Annotated in this window: 13 protein-coding genes and 1 pseudogene; 4 read left to right on the top strand and 10 right to left on the bottom strand. The window is 72.1% G+C overall.

Going from position 1 to position 17,487, the window contains the following annotated elements; all coding sequences use genetic code 11:
* The 4 genes and pseudogenes from ACFXGX_RS13430 to ACFXGX_RS13415 all read right to left on the bottom strand — a co-directional run.
* A pseudogene (locus tag ACFXGX_RS13430) lies at positions 1 to 234 on the bottom strand (hypothetical protein); the annotation flags it as partial.
* A 161-nt stretch (positions 235 to 395) separates the two neighbouring features.
* The gene (locus ACFXGX_RS13425; protein WP_384789278.1) at positions 396 to 1,163 is read right to left on the bottom strand and encodes a GNAT family N-acetyltransferase; all 768 of its coding nucleotides are present in this window, start codon (positions 1,161 to 1,163) and stop codon (positions 396 to 398) included.
* A 63-nt stretch (positions 1,164 to 1,226) separates the two neighbouring features.
* A complete protein-coding gene (locus ACFXGX_RS13420; protein WP_384789275.1) occupies positions 1,227 to 3,308 on the bottom strand; it encodes an IucA/IucC family protein in 2,082 nt (693 codons plus the stop codon).
* A 127-nt stretch (positions 3,309 to 3,435) separates the two neighbouring features.
* The gene (locus tag ACFXGX_RS13415; RefSeq protein ID WP_384789271.1) at positions 3,436 to 4,902 is read right to left on the bottom strand and encodes a diaminobutyrate--2-oxoglutarate transaminase family protein; all 1,467 of its coding nucleotides are present in this window, start codon (positions 4,900 to 4,902) and stop codon (positions 3,436 to 3,438) included.
* Between the two features lie 348 nt (positions 4,903 to 5,250).
* Between ACFXGX_RS13415 and ACFXGX_RS13410 the strand changes: the two genes are divergently transcribed.
* Complete coding sequence (locus tag ACFXGX_RS13410; RefSeq protein ID WP_384789268.1) at positions 5,251 to 6,480, top strand: trypsin-like serine peptidase; 1,230 nt, start codon at positions 5,251 to 5,253, stop codon at positions 6,478 to 6,480.
* Between the two features lie 117 nt (positions 6,481 to 6,597).
* Positions 6,598 to 7,779, top strand: a complete 1,182-nt coding sequence (locus ACFXGX_RS13405) for a trypsin-like serine peptidase (RefSeq protein WP_384789265.1) — start codon at positions 6,598 to 6,600, stop codon at positions 7,777 to 7,779.
* A gap of 158 nt (positions 7,780 to 7,937) precedes the next feature.
* Here ACFXGX_RS13405 and hflX read toward each other — a convergent pair whose 3' ends face one another.
* From hflX to miaA, 6 genes are all read right to left on the bottom strand, one after another.
* A complete protein-coding gene (gene hflX / locus ACFXGX_RS13400; RefSeq protein ID WP_384789262.1) occupies positions 7,938 to 9,434 on the bottom strand; it encodes a GTPase HflX in 1,497 nt (498 codons plus the stop codon).
* 308 nt (positions 9,435 to 9,742) lie between these two features.
* Positions 9,743 to 11,239 carry a M1 family metallopeptidase gene (locus ACFXGX_RS13395; RefSeq protein WP_384789259.1) on the bottom strand — a complete coding sequence of 499 codons (1,497 nt, stop codon included), beginning with the start codon at positions 11,237 to 11,239 and terminating at the stop codon, positions 9,743 to 9,745.
* Between the two features lie 395 nt (positions 11,240 to 11,634).
* A complete protein-coding gene (locus tag ACFXGX_RS13390) occupies positions 11,635 to 13,854 on the bottom strand; it encodes a RelA/SpoT family protein (protein ID WP_384789256.1) in 2,220 nt (739 codons plus the stop codon).
* A 305-nt stretch (positions 13,855 to 14,159) separates the two neighbouring features.
* Positions 14,160 to 15,029, bottom strand: a complete 870-nt coding sequence (dapF, locus tag ACFXGX_RS13385) for a diaminopimelate epimerase (protein WP_384789253.1) — start codon at positions 15,027 to 15,029, stop codon at positions 14,160 to 14,162.
* 68 nt (positions 15,030 to 15,097) lie between these two features.
* Complete coding sequence (locus ACFXGX_RS13380) at positions 15,098 to 15,637, bottom strand: hypothetical protein (RefSeq protein WP_384789406.1); 540 nt, start codon at positions 15,635 to 15,637, stop codon at positions 15,098 to 15,100.
* 108 nt (positions 15,638 to 15,745) lie between these two features.
* Positions 15,746 to 16,684 carry a tRNA (adenosine(37)-N6)-dimethylallyltransferase MiaA gene (miaA, locus tag ACFXGX_RS13375; RefSeq protein ID WP_384789250.1) on the bottom strand — a complete coding sequence of 313 codons (939 nt, stop codon included), beginning with the start codon at positions 16,682 to 16,684 and terminating at the stop codon, positions 15,746 to 15,748.
* Between the two features lie 182 nt (positions 16,685 to 16,866).
* Between miaA and ACFXGX_RS13370 the strand changes: the two genes are divergently transcribed.
* Together ACFXGX_RS13370 and ACFXGX_RS13365 are read left to right on the top strand one after the other, a co-directional pair.
* Complete coding sequence (locus ACFXGX_RS13370; protein WP_384789247.1) at positions 16,867 to 17,112, top strand: hypothetical protein; 246 nt, start codon at positions 16,867 to 16,869, stop codon at positions 17,110 to 17,112.
* Positions 17,113 to 17,136: 24 nt separating this feature from the next.
* On the top strand, positions 17,137 to 17,400 hold the full coding sequence (locus ACFXGX_RS13365) for an antitoxin (RefSeq protein ID WP_384789244.1): 264 nt from the start codon (positions 17,137 to 17,139) through the stop codon (positions 17,398 to 17,400).
* The last annotated feature ends 87 nt before the right edge of the window (positions 17,401 to 17,487 follow it).

The raw sequence follows: 17,487 nt of genomic DNA, 5'->3' as shown, positions 1-17,487 counted from the left end.
CGGGGGGCGCGCGGGGGGGGGGGCCCCCCCCCCCCGGCGCGGGCGGGGCGGGCCCGCGGGAACCAGGTAGCCGAGCGACTTTCCGGTGCCGGTGCCCGCCTGGATCAGCAGGTGGGAGCTGTCGTCGATGGCAGCCGCGACGGCTTCGGCCATCGTCACCTGGCCGGGGCGCTCCGAGCCGCCGACAGCGGTGACGGCAGCATGCAGGAGTTCGGGGAGTGATGGCTTTGTCATAGCGCTGCCAGCCTACGGGGCGCCACTGACAACCGAGCGATCAAGGCCGGACCCGAGGGCGTGATCAAGCCGGGCGCGGGCTGGGGAATCAAGGAATTCGACACGCAGGCTCCTGGTCGGAGAACCGGATCGGGCGATCGGCACGTCACGGGGTGACGGCCCTACAGCAGATCGCGCAGGGCCCGGTCCCGGATCATGAGGGCCGCCCTCTTGCCCGGCAGATCGACCTCGGCGGAGAAGCGGAAGCCCGCGCTCAGGAACGCGGACACGGAGGGGGTGTTGCGGAGGTCGGGTTCCGCGACGACACGGGCGCAGGCGGGACGCTTGTCCAGTACGTGGTCGGCGACGGCTCTGAGCAGGGTGGAGCCGAGGCCTCTCCCGCGGTCGGCGACACCGCCGACGAGGAGGTGGATCCCGGTGTCGTGGGGGCGGGCGGGATAGTGGCGTGCCAGGAGATCGAGGTCCGCGCGGTAGATCTCCCAGTAGCTCATCGGGATTCCGTCGAGCACGCCGAGGCACGGGACGCTGCGTCCGTCGCCGTCGAGCTGCCGGACCACATGGTCCTCGACCACGGACTCGGGTCCCGCCAGCTCCCAGAACTCCGCGACGGCGGGGTCGTTCATCCAGCGGTGGACGAGGGCCAGGTCGCGGCCGGGACGCACCGGGACGAGCTGGAGGACGCCCTCGGGTGTCTTGGCCGGCCCCCAGCCTCCGACGCGGTCGAGGAGATCGCCCCCGTCCGGCGTCCTGTCCGCGGCCCCTTCCGGAGATCTGCCCGGAACTCCTTCCGGAGCCCCTTCCCCGGTCTCGTCGCCCGGTCCCGAGCCCCCCGCGAACAGGGCGATCAGTTCGTCGGAAAGGCGCAGGTCGAGCGTGTCCTCGCAGTCCGTGCCGGTGGCGGGTGCGGTGCTCTCATCGGTGGGAGGCACGACGACGCTCCTCTCGGGAGACGGGGTGGGTCATGTTTCCCCAGGGATGAGGGGAGCCGGACATCAGGAATGGAGGGGGTTGGTGATGGTGACGTAGACGGACTGGGTGTCGACGGGGCCGACGAGTTCGTCGAGGCCGTGCAACCGGGTCAGCAGGTTGGCCTTGCACCGCAGGACGGGTGAGTCGAGCAGCAGGGCGGGCAGCGGAGTACGCAGCCGGGCCGGGCCGCTGATCACGCCGCCGAGGAAGCGCCGGAACGCGGCGAGCAACAGGGCCTCGTCGGCGAGCCGTTGGGAGCCGAAGGCACCGATGAGACCGAACACGTTGTTGATGGCCAGGTAGTAGGCGAAGCGTTCGTCGGTGACCTCGTCGGAGACGAAGGTGTCGCTGTGCGCGCCGATGCCGGGCAGCCGGTGGTCGAGTTCGGCACGCCGGGACTCGCGGAAGTAGTAGCCCTGGTTGTCCCGGTAGCGGCCGCCCGCGGGCCAGCCGTCCGCGTCCAGCAGGAGCAGGGTGTTCTGCTGGTGCGCCTCCAGGGCGATGCCCGCCTCGCTGTCCAGCCAGAGCACGGGACGGACGACCTGTTCGAGATAGCGCAGGAACCATTCGGTGGCGACGGCGCCGCGCGGGCGGCCGGTCCGGCCCGCGAGCCCGGTGACGACCTCGGTGAGCCGGGAGCGCATGAAGGGGCCGCGCTCGGCCGGGTTGTGCGTACCGAGGCGTGCGTAGGGCCGGGGTGAGACCAGCCCCGCCACGCAGCCGACGTCGTCCGTCGGCGTGAACGGGTTGTGGCGGATCATCACGTCGAGCCCGGGAAGCGGGTTGCCGTCCCGGTCGTCGACGGCGAGCCAGGACGGGTCGCGGACGATGTCGAAGCCGGGGTGGACGGACCGCCACTGCTCGAACAGGCCGCCGCGCAGCAGACGGTGGACCTCGGCGCCGCGGTGGAGTTCCTTGCGGAGGTTCTCGCGACGGGAGTTGGTGATGCGCAGTCCCAGCGACAGTTTCAGCATCGCGGGGGCACCGGAGCGGTAGACGGTGCGGACGGAGGAGGTGGGGTGCCAGGGCGTGCCGTGCGGGCCGAGGTCGCGGAGCAGCCCTGCGTCCAGCAGGGCCGCGGCCTCGGGACGCTGCCTGACCTCGCGCATCTGCCAGGGGTGCAGGGGCAGTACGGCGGAACAGCCCTCGGGGAGGGACAGGCCGGGCCCGGCCAGCCGCAGGGTGAGCTGCTCCGCCGACACGGGCCGGCCGCGTTCCGTCCACGCCGAGTCGGACGCCAGCACCGAGGGGGCGACCGCCATCCAGTGCAGCGGGAAGGAGCCGCGCAACTCGGGTGAGTAGAGCCTGCCTTCCGTGTCGGAGAGTCCGTCGCGCCCCTTGGGCGTCGGGTGCAGGGGGTGGCCGAGGAGGAGCGCCTGCTCCGCGGCGAGGAAGTGGTCCGGTGGGTCGGCGGGGTGCTCCCTGCGGTCCCTGATGAACACGGCGGTGCGCCGGACCGAGTCGGCGACGCGGCCGACGAGGTCGGCGCCTGCGCCTGCCGGACTGTCCGCGTGCCGAGCGTCGGCCTCGCACGACGCCGCTACCGCTGCCTCTGCCTCTGCCTCTGCACCTACCGCTGCCCCTGCCTCTGCCCCTGCCTCCGCCTCCGGATCGTCGGACGGTGTCCGGTGATTCGTGCCCGCGGCCGGTGTGCCGGGGGCTGTCTGGCGTGCGAGGAGGGCCGCCACGGTCACCGCGTCGACGGCCGGTGCCTGTTCGGGCGCTCCGGCGAGGAGGGGAAGCCCGAAGCGGTGCCAGCCGGAGGGGGACCAGTGGTGGACGGGAACGAGCAGGGCCGCGCCGCTGGCCGGCAGTGCGATGCGCAGGGTGCCGTCGTCGGGGGCGGCCAGGTCGTTCTCCCGTACCCAGCAGCGCAGCAGATTCTCGACGGCCGCCGCCTGCGCCGCCGTCCGGGTGTCGGGGTGGTCGAGCAGGTCCAACAGTTCCCGCGGGTCCGCGGTGGCCCGGCCCCGCCGTTCGGGCGCCCGGGCCGCGTCCGTCTGCCGGGGAACGGACTCCGGTGCGGACAGGTGCGCGGCCGGTGCGGCGCCGGCCCTCTGCTCGTACGGGGAGGGCGGGCTGTCGGGTACGGGGGTGGTGTTCACGAGGAGTTCCTTGCGGGTCGTTCGGGCTCGTGCGGCGACGTGACCGGGCCGGAGCCGGGGTGCGCCGGGGCTCTTGGCGTCCTGGCCGGTCGATGGGGCGGGCGGTGAATGCCGAGGGGCCGGGCCGTCACTCGGGACCGGCGGCACCCCGCGCCCCGTCCTTCCCGGGTCTCCGGTCCCCCAGGGCCGTCGCGCTCACCGCGCTCACCGCGTCAGCGAGGCGGTCGAGCACGGCGGAGGCCTGTTCGTCGCTGATCGTCAGGGGTGGAAGGAGCCGCACGACGCTCGACCGGCGGCCCCCGAGTTCCACGATCAGGCCTCGGCGCAGGCACTCCCGCTGGACGGCGGCGGCGAGTTCGGGGGCGGCGGGGCGGGGGCCGTCGGGGGTGCGATGCGGGGGCCCCTCGGGGTCGACGAGTTCGAGGCCGATCATCAGACCGCGGCCGCGTACGTCCCCGACGCACGGGAACTCGGAGGCGAGCGAGCGCAACTGGTCCAGCATGCGGGCCCCGACGGTCGCCGCGCGTGCGGCGAGGCCATGCTCACGGACATAGGCCAGGGTGGCCGTGCCGGCGGCCATGGCCAGTTGGTTGCCGCGGAAGGTGCCGGCGTGTGCGCCGGGCTCCCAGACGTCGAGGTCGTCGCGGTAGACGACGACGGCCAGGGGCAGGCTGCCGCCGATGGCCTTGGACAGCACCATCACGTCCGGGGTGATCCCGCTGTGTTCCACGGCCCAGAAGGCACCGGTCCGGCCCACTCCCGTCTGGACCTCGTCCACGATCAGCGGGATGGACCGGGCCTCGGTGATCTCGCGCATCCGCCGTGTCCAGGCGTCCGGCGCGGGAATGACCCCGCCCTCGCCCTGGACGGGTTCGAGGATCATCCCGGCGGGGTGCGGCACGCCCGACTTGGTGTCGTCGAGGAGGGACTCCGTCCAGCGCGCGGCGAGTTCGGCGCCGTGCTCACCGCCGATACCGAACGGGCAGCGGTAGTCCTGCGGATAGGGCAGGCGCGCGACCCGTACGTCGGTCGCGCCGCCGGACGCATCGAGCGCCCCCGCGGTCATCCCGTGGTAGGCACCGGTGAACGCGAGCATGCCGGTGCGGCCGGTCGCCGCGCGCACCAGCTTGAACGCGGCCTCCACGGCGTCCGTCCCGGCCGGTCCGCAGAACTGGACCCGCGCGCGCTCGGCGAACCGCGGGGGAAGACTGCGGAACAGCTCGGTGGTGAACGCGTCCTTGACCGGTGTCGCTAGGTCCAGGACGTGCAGGGGCGCCCCCGAGTCGAGGACCTTTCTGATCGCTTCGAGGACGACGGGGTGGTTGTGCCCGAGGGCCAGGGTCCCGGCTCCGGAGAGGCAGTCGAGATAGCGGCGCCCGTCGGCGCCCTCGATCGTCAGCCCGCGCGCCCGTACGGGAACGATCGGCAGGGCGCGCGCGTACGTACGAGCCGCCGACTCTCGCGCCGACTGGCGCCGCAGAATGCCCTCGTGCGCGGCGCGCGCCCGCTCGGCCGCTCCGGCGCCGGTGTCCCGCGCCCCCTCGGCATCCCCTGGCGCCCCCACCGGCACCACCGCTGACTCGGTCACGGCCACGACTTCAGGTCCTCCCGCTGTTCAGAGGCGAGTTGGCAGGAGGGTCCGGACGCAGGCGGCAGGCCCCCCGTACGTACCAACGACGCCGGTCGCGTTGGGAAGCGGGTGGATTCGGGGTTCCTTACCGGTTCTTTGCCGGGAGGGTGGGCGCCCCGCGTGGTGACCATTCGTCAGAAAGCGGCGGGTGCGGCGGACCCGCGCCCCCGTAGCTGAACCGTTGCCGTTCCGTCGGGCGTCCCGCACAGCGACCGCATAGTCTGTGATGCCGTTCGGCCGTGCCGGACACACCGCTCGGGCGCCCGCAGACGCACCGCACAGTTCCCATACGTTCAGGGGGAGTTACCCACCATGCGATCCATACGCCCGCCCTTCGCCGCCCGTCGAGGCAGGAGCGCGCGCCGCAGACCGTCCCCCGTCCTGGCGGCCGTCGGCCTCGCCGCGGCCCTGTCGCTGACGGCCACCGCCTGCGACTCGGGCAGCGACACGGCGAGCGGTGAGCCGACCGCCTCCGCTTCCCAGGGCGGTGACGGAAAGATCCAGATCCCGGACGACATCAAGAACAAGCTCAAAGAGCACGGCATCGATGTCGACAAGTGGAAGAAGGGCGCCTGGAAGAACTGGGACAAGGACGAGTGGCTGCGCCAGGCCGACGACTTCATCAACCCGATCATCAAGGACCTCTGGGACCCGGCCCGCATGCGCGGCGCGGACGACCCGGACAAGAACAAGGGCGTGGACGACCCCGACCTGAGCGGTGACCAGGGCGTCACCGACCCGGAACCGGCCCCGGTGACGGCGCGGGCCGTGAAGCCGTCGTACCACGCCAACGTGCCCGTGGCGGGCAAGGTGTTCTTCGACGCCCCCGAGGGCACGATGGTCTGCTCGGCGACGGTGGTCGAGGACCCGGCGCACCCGGGCAAGTCCAACCTCGTGTGGACCGCGGGCCACTGTGTGCACGCCGGCAAGAAGGGCGGCTGGTACCGCAACATCGCCTTCGTGCCGTCGTACAACGACCAGGGCCGGACGGAGGCGCAGTTGGAGAGCGCCCCGCGCGAGGAGGTCGCTCCGTACGGTGTCTGGTGGAGCGACTGGGCGCAGACCTCGGACCAGTGGATCGAGCAGGGTGGTTCCACGGGCGGCCAGGGGGCGTCGTACGACTACGCGGTGCTGCATGTGACGCCGGAGAAGGGCAGCGGCGGCAAGTCCCTGGAGGAGACGGTGGGTTCGGCGCTGCCGGTGAACTTCAACGCTCCGGCCGTGCCCAAGGTCTCCGGCATCACGGCCACCGGATACCCGGCGGCGGCGCCGTTCGACGGCCAGAAGCTGTACCAGTGCACGGACAGGCCGGGCCGGCTCTCGGTCGCCCAGGCCGACCCGACGATGTACCGCATCGGCTGCACGATGACCGGTGGCTCCTCGGGCGGCGGCTGGGTGTCCACGGGTTCGGACGGCAAGCCGGCTCTGGTGTCCAACACCTCGATCGGACCGGTCAAGTTCGGCTGGCTGGCGGGTCCGCGGCTGGGCGATGTGGCCAAGGGCGTGTACGACTCGGTGAGCGCGAAGTTCGCCGGGCGGTGACGCGCGTGACGTGACACGTCCGGGCGGGCGCGGGAGGGCGTGACGGGGGATTCCCCGGAGAGCCGCCCGCGCCCGGCCGGCACGGAGACAGGGATTCGACCGGGGGGTACGAAACCAATGGGATTCTCAGGACAGCGTCGCAGGGTCCTCGCCGCCGGCCTCATGGCCGCCCTGGCACTGACCGCCACGGCCTGCGGCAGCGGTGACGACCGGGCGGACGGCGGGTCCGCCGCCTCCGCTTCGCGGGGGTCGGCGAGCGGCGACGACAAGATCGATATTCCGGACGGCATCAAGGACCGGCTCAAGGAGCACGGGATCGATGTCGACCAGTGGAAGCACGGCGCCTGGAAGGACTGGGACAAGGACCGGTGGCTCAGTGAGGCCGAGGACTTCGTCAACCCGGTGATCGACGGGCTGTGGAAGCCCGAGCGGATGAAGTCCGCCAAGGACCCGGCCAAGACGGTCTCCGTGCGGGACGCGGCGGCGGACCAGGGCGTCAGCGACCCCGAGCCGGCTCCCGTCGACGCGCGGACCGAGCAGACTCCGTACCACGAGCACGCCGCTCCGGTCGGGAAGGTCTTCTTCGACTCCCCCGAGGGCTCGATGGTCTGCTCGGGCACGGTCGTCAAGGACGTGAACCACCCCGGCAGATCCAACCTCGTGTGGACCGCGGGCCACTGTGTGCACGCCGGGAGGAACGGCGGCTGGTACCGCAACATCGCGTTCGTGCCCTCCTACAACGACCAGGGCAGGTCCGAGGCGCATCTCGCCGGTGCGGGTGCCGGTGAGATCGCGCCGTACGGCCAGTGGTGGGCGGACTGGGCCTCGACCTCCGACGAGTGGATCTCCGGCGGTGACGAAACGGGTGGTGCGGGCGCGCCCTACGACTACGCGGTCCTGCATGTGAAGCCGGAGCAGGGCGGCAAGTCGCTGGAGGAGACCGTCGGCAACGCGCTGGACGTGGACTTCTCCGCGCCGTCCGCCCAGGACGCCGGCACGGTGGGCGCCTGGGGCTACCCGGCCGCGCCGCCGTACGACGGACTGAGCATGTTCAAGTGCGTCGACACACCCGGCCGCCTCTCCCTGAGCCCGGCCATGCCCACGATGTACCGCATCGGCTGCACCATGACGGGCGGTTCGTCCGGCGGCGGCTGGTTCCGGGTCGTCGACGGCAGGACCGAACTCGTCTCCAACACCTCGATCGGCCCGGCCGCGCACACCTGGCTGGCCGGACCGCAGTTGGGCAAGGAGGCGCAGACGCTCTACCAGCGGATGAGCGAGGAGTACGGCGGCCGGTAGGCGACTCCGTCCGCCGATCCGGACCTCGCGCACGCGCGTACGGCGAAGGCCCGCCCCCTCGGGAGGGGGCGGGCCTTCATACAGGCCTTCGTACGTCCCGAGCGGTCGCCCGCCGGCGTACCGGCCGGGCGGCCGCGCGGACGTGCCGGCCGGTAGTGCTAGCGGAGCGCCGGCGCCGGTACGTACGGTGCGAGGTCCGCCGCCAGCTCCTCGTGGACCCTCACCTTGAGCAGGGTGCCCTCCGCGGTGTGCTCCTCGGAGATCACCTCGCCCTCGGTGTGGGCGCGGGCGACCAGCTTGCCGTGCGTGTACGGAACGAGCGCCTCGATCTCGACCGAGGGGCGCGGCAGCTCGTTGTCGATCAGCGCGAGCAGTTCCTCCATGCCCTGGCCCGTGCGCGCCGAGACGGCGATGGAACGCTTCTCGATGCGCAGCAGACGCTGGAGCACCAGCGGGTCCGCCGCGTCCGCCTTGTTGATCACCACGATCTCGGGCACCTTGGTCGCGCCGACGTCGGTGATGACCTCGCGGACCGCGGCGAGCTGCTCCTCCGGTGCCGGGTGCGAACCGTCCACGACGTGCAGGATCAGGTCGGAGTCGCCGACCTCCTCCATGGTGGAGCGGAACGCCTCGACCAGGTGGTGCGGCAGGTGGCGCACGAATCCGACCGTGTCGACCAGCGTGTACAGCCGCCCGCTCGGGGTCTCGGCCCGGCGCACGGTCGGGTCGAGAGTCGCGAACAGCGCGTTCTCGACGAGGACGCCCGCGCCCGTGAGACGGTTGAGCAGGGACGACTTGCCGGCGTTGGTGTAACCGGCGATGGCGACCGAGGGCACCTTGTTGCGGCGGCGCTCCTGGCGCTTGATCTCGCGGCCGGTCTTCATCTCCCCGATCTCCCGGCGCATCTTCGCCATCTTCTCGCGGATGCGGCGCCGGTCCGTCTCGATCTTCGTCTCACCGGGACCACGGGTGGCGAGGCCGCCGCCCTTGCCGCCGCCCATCTGACGGGACAGCGACTGACCCCAGCCTCGCAGCCTCGGCAGCATGTACTGCATCTGCGCGAGCGCCACCTGCGCCTTGCCCTCACGGGACTTGGCGTGCTGGGCGAAGATGTCGAGGATCAGGGCCGTACGGTCGATGACCTTGACCTTGACGACGTCCTCGAGGTGGATGAGCTGGCCGGGGCTCAGTTCACCGTCACAGATCACGGTGTCGGCACCGGTCTCGATCACGATGTCCCGGAGCTCGTTGGCCTTGCCGGAACCGATGTACGTGGCCGCGTCGGGCTTGTCGCGGCGCTGGACGACGCCGTCGAGCACGAGCGCTCCCGCGGTCTCCGCGAGCGCGGCGAGCTCGGCCAGCGAGTTGTCCGCGTCCCGGATGGTGCCCGAGGTCCAGACACCGACGAGGACGACGCGCTCCAGGCGGAGCTGTCGGTACTCGACCTCGGTGACGTCCTCGAGCTCGGTGGAGAGGCCCGCCACACGGCGCAGGGCCGCGCGCTCGGAGCGTTCGAACTGCTCGCCGTCCCGGTCTCCGTCGATCTCGTGGCTCCAGGCGACGTCCTCTTCCATCAGGGCATCGGCCCGAAGACCTTCGGGGTAGTTCTGCGCGGAAGTCTGCGCGTCCTGGGAAGGGGAAGAAGAGGAGGTCATTGGATCCTTACGTAGATGGGATAAGCCGCGGGCCGACGCATGCCGCCCGTCACAAAGAACAACGTGCGCGACCACCGGGAGATTCCCGGTTCCGGCCGGGCCGACACTCCGAAGGGGCGGCGCCGCCGGCTCGAAGATGGTCGCACGGCACCGTACGGCGCGTCACGCGACTTATCGTGACCCGCCGACCACCCCCCGGACACCACACCGGACACCCGCGGACATCGCTGCCCGCGGGGTGCCGCGTACCCCCGATCCCGGCGCTCGGGGCGCTTCCGCCGCTCCGGTGACCCGGGCCGGGGGCTCGCTCACTTGTGCTTGCCTGCCTTCGGGGCGTCGCTCTTCCAGTCCGGGTGCCCCGGCATGGGGGGTGTCTTCTCGGCGTACAGCCACGCCTTGAAGAAGCCGCTCAGATCACGTGCGGCGACGGCGGAGGCAAGGTCCACGAAGTCGGCCGTCGAGGCCACGCCGTCGTGGTTGAGGCTCACCCATGTGCGCTCCAGGCGCTCGAAGTCCTGGTGCCCGATCTCCTGACGCAGGGCGTACAGAGCCAGGGCCGCGCCGTCGTAGACGTTCGGCCGGAAGATGCTGATCTTCTGGCCGGGCTTGGGTCCCTTGGGCCGGGCGGGCGGGCCGCCCGTGGCACGCCAGGAGTCGGACAGCCGGTAGGCGGCCTTCATCCGCTTCTCCATGGGCTTGTGCGCCTTCTCCTCGGCGTACAGGGCTTCGTACCAGGTGGCGTGCCCTTCGTTCAGCCACACGTCGGACCAGGTGCGGGGGCTGACGCTGTCGCCGAACCACTGGTGCGACAGCTCGTGCACCATGATCGAGTCGACGTACCACTTCGGGTAGGCGGGCTGGGTGAAGAGTTCCTTCTCGAAGAGCGACAGCGTCTGTGTCTCCAGCTCGAAGCCGGTCTGGGCCTGGGCCATCAGCAGCCCGTAGGTCTCGAACGGGTACCTTCCGACCTTGCTCTCCATCCAGGCGATCTGGCCGGGAGTCTTGCGCAGCCACGGTTCGAGCGCCGCGCGGTCGGCGCTGGGGATCACATCCCGTACGGGCAGGCCGTGCGGCCCCTTCCGGTGCAGCACGGCGGAGCGGCCGATGGACACCTGGGTCAGCTCGGTGGCCATGGGGTGCTCGGTCCGGTACGTCCAGGTCGTGGCCCCGCGGGCACGGCGGGTGCCTTCGGGGAGACCGTTGGCGACGACCGTGTACCGGTCGGGGGCCGTGACGTGGATGGTGAACAGGGCCTTGTCGGAGGGGTGGTCGTTGCAGGGGTAGACCAGGTGCGCGGCGTCGGCCTGGCCGGCCATCGCGAGCCCGTCCTTGGTCCGTACCCAGCCGCCGTCCTGGCCCTTCGCGCTCACCGGGTCGCTGGTGTGACGGACGGTGATGCGCAGCGGGCTCCCGGCGATGAGCGGTTCGTCCGGTGTCACCACCAGGTCCTCGCCCGCCTGGGTGAAGCGGGCGGGGGTTCCGTCGATCTGGACCGACCGGACGCTTCCGCGCGCGAAGTCGAGGTTGACGCGGTCGAGCGTCTCGGTGGTCACGGCGTCGATCGTGGTGACGGCCGTGAGCGGCTTGTCGTTGCTGCCGGGATAGGTGAAGTGGAGGTCGTACGACTCGACGTCGTACCCGGGGTTGCCGAGGGTGGGGAAGAGACGGTCGCCGACCCCCAGGGGTCCGGCCGGGTCCGGGGCGCTCGCGGCGATCAGGCAGACGGAGACGGCCGAGGCGAGCAGGGCCGCCGTGACGCGGCGGCTCCTCGGGCGTGCGGGCGTGGGGGTGGGGTTGTCCGACATGGACCACGGCTACCAGCGCGCGCCTCCCCGGCGCCGCCGACTCGCATCCGTCCCACCCGAACGGGTGGTTCCCGGGACTCATTGGGGTCGGCACGGAACCTGCCACCCCGAGCACCGGGACCCGGCCCCACCGGGACGTCGACGCCCGGTCCACGGGAACAGTCCGCCCGGACGCCGGCGTCCGGTCCGCCGGGATCACCTCGTCCGGCCCCCGGGCGCTCTCACCCCGTCCGCCCGGACACCGTCGCCCTGGCCTGCCGGGCGGTGTCGTCCTGTCTGCCGGGACACCTTCACCCCGGTCCGCCGGGACAACTGCGCCCGGTCCGCCGGGCTGCCGTCGTCCGGACCCCCCGGCCACCTTCACCCGGCCCGTCGGCGAGCCCGTCGGCACCCGGCTACTGGGGCGACGGCAGCGGATGCTGCGGGCGGCTCACGTCGTACACGCCGGGTACGTTGCGCATCGCGCGCATCAGGGCGGGGAGGTCGGCCGCGTCGGGGAGTTGGAGCGTGTACGTGTGGCGTACGCGCTGCTGGCTCGGGGGTTCGACCGTCGCGGAGACGATGGCGACCCCCTCCGCCGCGATGGCCTCGGTGAGGTCGGCGAGCAGGTGCGGGCGCCCGAACGACTCGGCGACCAGGGTGACGCGGCACTCGGTGGTGTCGCCCCAGCGCACTCCCACCTCCGGGCGCCCCGCGCTCTTCATGCGGGCCGCTCCCGCGCACTCGACCCGGTGCACGGTGACCACTCCCCCGCGGACGGCGAAGCCGGTCACCTCGTCGGGAGATACGGGTGTACAGCAGCCGGCCATGCGTACGGACACGCCGGGGAGGTCCGCGACGGCGCTCGCGGGGCGGGCGGCCGGGGTCTCGGCGGTGCGGGCGGCCTGCGCTTCGGCGGTGCGGGCCGGGGCCGCGACGGGCGGCCGGGGTCCGGTGGCGGAGGCTCTGGCCGCCTCCTCGTGGCCGGGTGCGGGATGGGTGGCCATCCAGCGCTGGATGGCGATCCGCGCGGCGGGCGTGTGCGCGTGCTCCAGCCACTCCCTGGACGGCTCGGAGGCGGGGTCCTGGCCCATGAGGAGCTGAACGGTGTCACCGTCCCTCAGGACCGTACTCAGCGTCGCCAGACGGCCGTTGACGCGGGCGCCGATGCAGGCGTGCGCGTCCTCGCCGTACTGCGCGTACGCCGCGTCGACGCAACTGGCGCCCTCCGGAAGGCCGAGCGAGCCTCCGTCGGCGCGGAAGACGGTGATCTCCCGGTCCTGGGCGAGGTCTTCGCGCAACGTCGACCAGAAGGTGTCCGGGTCCGGCGCGCCCTGCTGCCAGTCGAGCAGCCGGGACAGCCAGCCGGGGCGGGTGGGGTCGGCGCGCTCGCCGTCGAAGGGGCGCTCGCCCGAGCCGTCCGGCTGTTCCTCCGACGGCGGCGCGTAGGGATTGCCGAGCGCGATGACTCCGGCCTCGGCGACCTTGTGCATCTGGTGGGTGCGGATGAGGACTTCGGCGACCTGGCCGTCGCCGCGGGTGACGGCCGTATGCAGCGACTGGTAGAGGTTGAACTTGGGGACGGCGATGAAGTCCTTGAACTCCGAGACCACCGGGGTGAGACAGGTGTGGAGTTCGCCGAGAACCCCGTAGCAGTCGGCGTCCTCGTTCACGAGGACCAGGAGGCGTCCGAAGTCGGCGCCGCGCATCGGGCCGCGTTTGCGCGACACCCGGTGCACGGAGACGAAGTGCCTTGGCCTTATGAGGACTTCGGCCTGGATCCCGGCGTCGCGCAGGACCGCGCGTACCTCCTCGGCGATCTCCGCGAGGGGGTCGTCGTCGCGGTTCGCGTTCTCGGAGATGAGCTCCCGGGTGTGCTCGTACTCCTCGGGGTGCAGGATCGCGAAGACGAGGTCTTCCAGTTCGGTCTTGAGCGCCTGGACACCGAGACGCTCGGCGAGCGGGATGAGCACGTCCCGGGTCACCTTGGCGATGCGCGCCTGTTTCTCGGGGCGCATGACACCGAGGGTCCGCATGTTGTGCAGCCGGTCCGCGAGCTTGATCGACATGACCCGGACGTCGTTGCCCGTGGCGACCAGCATCTTGCGGAAGGTCTCCGGTTCGGCGGCGGCGCCGTAGTCGACCTTCTCCAGTTTGGTCACACCGTCGACCAGGTAGCAGACCTCGTCGCCGAACTCCTCCCGGACCTGATCGAGCGTCACTTCCGTGTCCTCGACGGTGTCGTGGAGCAGGGAGGCGGTCAACGTGGTGGTCTCGGCGCCGAGTTCGGCGAGGATCAGGGTCACGGCGAGCGGGTGGGTGATGTACGGCTCGCCGCTCTTGCGCATCTGGCCGCGGTGCGAGGACTCCGCTAGGACCCACGCCCGGCGCAGGGGCTCCAGCTTGGCGTCGGGGTGGTGGGCGCGGTGGGCCTCGGCCACATGACCGATCGCGTCCGGCAGCCGGTCGCGGGCCGCGGGTCCGAGCAGTGCGGCCCGCCCCAGCCGGCGCAGGTCGATCCGGGGCCGGGCCTTCTTGCGGTGCGCCGGGGGCACCTCCGGCTCCAGCGACGCCGAACGCCGGCTGGCGGGCGTAACGGGGCCTGGCGTCGCGGGATTCGTCGCCTCCGCACTCATGGGCACCTCCGGCTGCGTCAGACCGGCGGACGGGTGCCCCATGGCGTACTCGGCTCAGGGGATGGTGTCGATCCCCCGTCCGGGCCGGTGCTTGATGCTACCGACCCCACCACGCCCGGCTGACCGCCTCTCGCCGAGCGTGAAACGGATCACCCATTCGAGCGAAGGTTTTGGGGTTTACGGTTTCGATTTTCTGGAATGGACGGCAAGGACGTACGACGTCCGGCGTGTGCGGCTCAGCACGGCGCGCCCCTGCGACTCGGCGCAGGACGCCTGTGCGGCTCAGCGCATGACGCCTGTGCGGCTCAGCGCAGCGCGCCGTGCAGCCACTCCGCGTCGATCTCGCCCTCGGCGACGATGACGGCGGGGCCCGTCATCTCGATCTCGCCGTCGGCGTGCTCGGTGATGACGAGGCGTCCGCCGGGCACGTCGACGGTGTACGTCGCCGGGGTGCCGGTCACGGCGGGGTCGGCGTCGTCGCGGCGGGCGGTGGCGACGGCCACGGCGCACGCGCCCGTGCCGCAGGAGCGGGTCTCGCCCGAGCCGCGTTCGTGGACCCGCAGGGCGACATGGCGCGGCCCCCGGTCGACGACGAACTCGACGTTGACCCCGTCCGGGTAGGCCGACGCCGGGGCGAACGGCGGCGGGGTGAACAGGTCGCCGGCGTGCGCGAGGTCGTCCACGAAGGCGACCGCGTGCGGGTTGCCCATGTTCACGTTGCGCGCGGGCCAGCTCCGCCCGCCGACGCTCACCGTGACCTCTCCCTCGGGAAGAAGCGCCTTGCCCATGCCGACGGTGATGTCGCCGTCCTTGGCGATGTGGACGGGCTTCACGCCTCCGCGCGTGGCGATCGCGGTGTCGCCCTCGGGAACGAGTCCGGCGCGGTGGAGGTGGTGGGCGAACACGCGCACTCCGTTGCCGCACATCTCGGCGACCGAGCCGTCGCCGTTGCGGTAGTCCATGAACCACTCCGCCTCGGCCGCCATCCCGGCGGCCTCGGGGTGCGCGGCGGACCGCACGACGTGCAGCAGACCGTCGCCGCCGATGCCCGCGCGGCGGTCGCACAGGGCGGCGACGGCGGCGGGAGGCAGGTCGATGACGTTCTCCGGGTCCGGGATGATCACGAAGTCGTTCTCGGTCCCGTGGCCCTTGAGGAAGGCGATCCGCGTGCTCATTCCCCGATCGTACGGGGTCACGACGACAGCCCCGCGCGCGGTGACGGGTGCCGGGAGGGCACCCGGGGTCAGCGCAGTCGGGCCACGCGTCCCACGGCGAGCACGGCCACCGCGGCGACGATCACGACGTACGTGAGGACCACCCGCCAGTCGGGGCGCCGGCCGGAGCCGCGCGGCGGGAGGCCGGGCAGCGTGTAGCCGACCCGGCGGGCGGCCATCATGCCCCAGCCGGCGGCGCACAGGCAGATCAGCAGCCCGAGCATGGCGACCACGGCACCGCCGTCACCGAACTCGAAGGCGAGCGGGAAGGCGAACATCAGGGAGCCCGTCGCGCCCAGCGCCACGATGGGCGCGAGCTGCCAGATGCGCAGCAGACGCTGCGGGCGCAGCTCGACCTCGACCTCCGGCTCGGGGGACATCTCGCCGGGGCCGGGGCCGTCGGCGATCACCCCGCCGGGGGTGTCCTCGGGGCCGTCGGAGCTCAGTCGATCTCCGCCCAGCTCCGGCTCGACGCCGTGGTCGGCGTCCGGATCGATGCTCAGACGAACTCCGTCCCGATCGGCACCGTACTCGGTGCCGCGTGCAGTGTCGCGAGGGCCGGCCTCCATCGCCACGCGCCCTCCCAAACTCGGACTTCACTGGTCGATCGAAGCTTGATGATGGCACGGCGCCGGAGGCCCGGATGACGGCCGGAGCGTCCCGATGCCATGACGTGATCAGGCTGTGACCGGTCGTTCGACCAACGCCAGTGCGAGTTCCGGGAGTTCTGTGAGATCCGCCGCAGCCCCACTGAGCCAATGCACCCTGGGGTCCCGCCGGAACCATGAATCCTGGCGGCGCGCGAAGCGCTTGGTGGCGCGAACGGTCTCGGCGCGGGCCTCGTCCTCGGTGCACTCCCCGGCGAGCGCCGCGAGGACCTGCTGGTATCCGAGCGCACGGGAGGCCGTGCGCCCGGCGCGCAGGCCCTGTGCCTCCAGCGCGCGCACCTCGTCCACGAGTCCGGCATCCCACATGCGGTCCACCCGCCGCGCGATGCGCTCGTCGAGCTCGGGGCGGGCCACGTCGACACCGATCTGGAGGGTGTCGTAGACGGATTCGTGGCCGGGCAGGTTGGCGGTGAAGGGCTTGCCGGTGATCTCGATGACCTCGAGCGCGCGGACGATCCGGCGGCCGTTGCTGGGCAGGATGGCCTGGGCGGCCCCGGGGTCGGCCATGGCGAGCCGCGCGTGCAGGGCTCCGGAGCCGCGCAGGGTGAGCTCCTCCTCCAGGCGGGCGCGTACGGCGGGGTCGGTGCCGGGGAACTCCATCTTGTCGACGGCCCCGCGGACGTACAGTCCGGAGCCGCCCACCAGGACGGGCCAGCGCCCCTCGGCGAGCAGCGCGTCGATCCGGGCGCGGGCGAGGCGCTGGTACTCGGCGACGCTGGCGGTGACCGTCACGTCCCAGATGTCCAGGAGGTGGTGGGGGACGCCGCCGCGCTCGGCGGGCGTCAGCTTGGCGGTGCCGATGTCCATCCCGCGGTAGAGCTGCATCGAGTCGGCGTTGACGACCTCGCCGCCGAGACGCCTGGCGAGGAAAACGCCCAGATCGGACTTTCCTGCCGCGGTAGGTCCGACGACGGCGATGACCCGGGGTGCGGGAGGTGCGCTGCTCACGGTCCCAGTCTCGCAAACCCCGGGACCTCCCCCGCAACGAGCCGCGTGACGCGACGGTTCCGGGTTCGTTCCCTCATGCGGGGTTCCGGCCGCCGGTTCCGAGGACCGGCGACCCGGGTGACGCAATGGGCCGCACCGGGCAACGCGGAACTTCGCCCTCACGAGTAACGTAAGGAGCGGATATGGGCGTTTTTGAACGGCTTCTCCGGAGGTCGAAGGCCACCGAGGAGGAACCGGCCGTCGAAGCGCGGGTGGCCGTGGCGGCCGAGGGTTCGTCCGAGGGTTCGTCCGAGGGTTCGTCCGAGGACGAGGGCGAGGCGACGGCGGGCGACGCCGGGACCGCCACCGCGGAGGACGTCGGCATCCCCAGGCAGCAGACACCGGAACAGGCCGCCGACCACGAGGCCGGCAAGGGCTCCCGCACGTAACTGTCCCGCCAGGGAAGGCGAACCATGGGTCTGATGGACAATCTGAAAGCCAAGCTGGAGCCTGCCAAGGACAAGGTCTCCGGGCTCGCGCAGCAGCACGGGCACAAGGTCGCTCACGGCCTCGACAAGGCCGCGAAGGCGGTCGACGACAAGACCAAGCACAAGTACAGCGGCAAGATCCACACGGGCACGGGCAAGGCGAAGGACGCCATGGACCGCCTCGCGCACAAGAACGGCGGCGGCGACGCGAGTCCGCCGGACGCGCCGACCCCGCCTCGGGCCTCCTGAGCGACCCGTGCGACGGGGGGGGGGCGCGGCGGGACGAGCGGCGAGCCCGCCCGCCGCCCGCGCGCGGGCGCCGCCGGGCGCGCGCAG

It is taken from the genome of Streptomyces sp. NPDC059371 (assembly GCF_042751995.1).
Taxonomy (GTDB): Bacteria; Actinomycetota; Actinomycetes; order Streptomycetales; family Streptomycetaceae; genus Streptomyces.
The sequence above is the reverse complement of the archived record's forward strand: the minus strand, read 5'-3'. Positions and strand labels throughout refer to the sequence as shown.